The sequence below is a fragment of the Aerococcus sp. UMB1112A genome (assembly GCF_030230715.1).
GTDB lineage: Bacteria > Bacillota > Bacilli > Lactobacillales > Aerococcaceae > Aerococcus.
On sequence record NZ_JASPDS010000044.1, the window covers coordinates 1 to 2,757 of the forward strand.

Annotated in this window: 2 protein-coding genes; both read left to right on the forward strand. The window is 37.7% G+C overall.

Annotated elements, in window-relative coordinates; translation table 11 throughout:
• Positions 1-253 precede the first annotated feature (253 nt).
• The gene (locus QP860_RS10380; RefSeq protein ID WP_284912776.1) at positions 254-2,350 is read left to right on the forward strand and encodes a heavy metal translocating P-type ATPase; all 2,097 of its coding nucleotides are present in this window, start codon (positions 254-256) and stop codon (positions 2,348-2,350) included.
• A gap of 37 nt (positions 2,351-2,387) precedes the next feature.
• The gene (locus QP860_RS10385) at positions 2,388-2,612 is read left to right on the forward strand and encodes a DUF2933 domain-containing protein (protein WP_035175080.1); all 225 of its coding nucleotides are present in this window, start codon (positions 2,388-2,390) and stop codon (positions 2,610-2,612) included.
• Positions 2,613-2,757 lie beyond the last annotated feature (145 nt).

Consider the following 2,757-nt stretch of genomic DNA (forward strand, 5'->3'; position numbering starts at 1 on the left):
CTTTGTTCAATAGCGCATTGAGGCATTCTTTGTTAAAATCAGTCATAGGGGATTTCCTTTCGTATTGATAGTGTTCAGATCAATTATACGGAAAGGGAGTCCCTTTTTTATACCCAATTGGAATTTAGTTTAAGGAACTGTTCATCCTTACACATAAAATTATACAGTTCCATTTTTTTCCTTGACTTTGATAGTTTACAAGTGTAAACTACACATAGTTAGAAATTTCAAAGCATTCATTTAGGAGGAAAATGTGTCAAATAAAACTCATTCGCCTAATCACGAAGAAATGATGTCTGAGCATCATCACAATCATGAAATGGTGGATATGAGGCACGAAAATCATGAGATGCACAACATGCACAACATGCACAACATGGATAATATGCATGATATGGACAATATGGATATGATGGATCATGGAGGACACATGATGCATATGGGTGATATGAGTAAAAAGCTCAAAGTGGCTATCATTATAATGATTCCCCTTCTACTCATTTCACCAATCGCTGGCTTTACTATCCTTAAATTCCCCGGAAGTGAAATTTTGCAACTTATCCTTGGTACAATTATCTTCTTTTACTCTGGGACTCCTTTTTTTAGCGGAGCAAAAGGTGAATTAAAAAGCCGTAAGCCAGCCATGATGATGCTGATTACAATGGGAATTACCACTGCCTATGCTTATTCTGTTTACGCCACAATCATGAGTCTTAACGGACGTATGGTCATGGACTTCTGGCTTGAACTGTCAACTTTAATTGTCATTATGTTGATTGGTCACCTGATTGAGATGAAAGCAATCATGGGTGCTGGCGATGCATTGAAAGATTTAGCAAGCCTTGTTCCCAAAAAAGCTCACTTAAAAAGCGGGAAGGATGTGGAGCTTTCAGAACTAAAAGTTGGCGATTTACTTTTAGTGAAAGAAAATGAAAAAATTCCTGCAGATGGCATTATATTAAGTGAAGCGCTCGTTGATGAGTCAATGATTACTGGTGAAAGCCAAGCAGTCAAGAAAAAACCAAATGACCTTGTTTATGGCGGTTCCCTCAATCTAAACCAACCATTTGAGATGAAAGTCACAACCCTTGGAAAAGATTCATTTCTTAATCAAGTGGCCGAATTAGTCAAGAAAGCCCAAGCTCAAAAATCTAATTTGGAAAATATGGCAGATAGAGTGGCTGGTTACCTTTTCTATGCCGCACTTATTGTCGGTATCTTCTCATTGATTTTTTGGACAATTAGTTCTAACTTTAGTTTTGCTCTACTTCTTGCGGTTTCTGTTTTTGTAATTGCATGTCCACACGCTTTAGGTCTTGCGGTTCCACTTGTTGTTTCTCGCCTAACCAGTATTTCTGCTAAAAATGGTTTATTAATTCAAAACAGAACTTCTCTAGAACAAATAAATACAATTAAATATGCCTTAATGGATAAAACGGGAACATTAACTGACGGTAAGTTTATTGTTCGTGATGTTATTGATTTTACTGGTGAAACAGACATTCTCCAAATCATGGCAGCACTTGAAGGAAGTTCCACTCACCCGATTGCTCAATCAATCGTTGCAGCTGCTAAACCTCTTAGAAATCTAAAAGTTGAAGCGGTTGAAAACATTCCAGGAGTTGGAATTAAAGGGAAAGTTAATCAAAACTTTTATCAAATTGTTAACTATAAATATCTTCGTGAAAATCAACTTTCTTATGATGAACAAAAGATTGCTCAATATTTAGATTTAGGTTTAACTGTATCTTTCCTAATAAATGAACAACAAGATGTTTTAGGATTTATTGCCTTAGGAGATTCTCCTAAAGCAGACGCAAAAGCCTTTATTAATGGTTTATTAGCCCAAGGAATTACCCCTGTTATGCTCACGGGTGATAATAAAGAAACTGCTCAAAAAGTTGCTAGTGCACTAAATATTCCCGAATTTAGAGCGGAATTAAAACCTCAAGATAAAGCAGAAATTGTGAAAGAGTACCAAAAGAAAGCCGGCGTGCTTTTCATTGGTGATGGTGTCAATGATTCCCCAGCTCTTGCAACTGCTACGATTGGTTTTGCGATTGGAGCAGGAACTTCGGTTGCTATCAGTACCGCTGATGTCGTCCTAGTTAACTCCAATCCAAGTGACGTTTTGGATATGATTAATATCTCCAAACGCATGCTTAGAAAAATGAAACAAAACCTCTGGTTTGGAGCAGGCTATAACATTATTGCTATTCCTGTTGCAGCGGGTATTCTTTATCCATTTACAGGGATTTATATTGACCCTCTCATTGCAGCAGTTCTGATGTCAATCTCAACCGTGATTGTCTCAATCAACGCGATGGGATTGAGGTATGATAAAAAATAGAATATCTGACTTTGATGAAAAAGAAAGTGTGAACTAAATGCTACAAATTATTGCAAGCTTAGCGCCTTACCTACTGATCCTTGTATGCCCACTGATGATGATTTTTATGATGCGTGGGATGCATGGGGGACATAATATGCATGGGGGACATAATATGAAATCACAAGATATGATTCGACAGGACGAGGAGATCGCTCAATTAAAGGCAAAAAATGAGCAAATGGCCAAAGATTTGGCCGAGCTAAAAGTTAAGCGAAAGTAAGCACCCAATAGCGAGGTATCTATCAACCCCCGGTCAATAGTCATATACTGTTCTTAACAATTGAATATGGAGGAACACGATATTATGACTGAACATCCAATCGTACCGCTCGAGCTGCCGAAGGGCAAACTCAGACCTAGGAATA

Bases quoted from the DNA above. Each gene is read 5' to 3' on its own strand.
- QP860_RS10385 (WP_035175080.1), top strand. From the start codon at position 2,388: ATGCTACAAATTATTGCAAGCTTAGCGCCTTACCTACTGATCCTTGTA.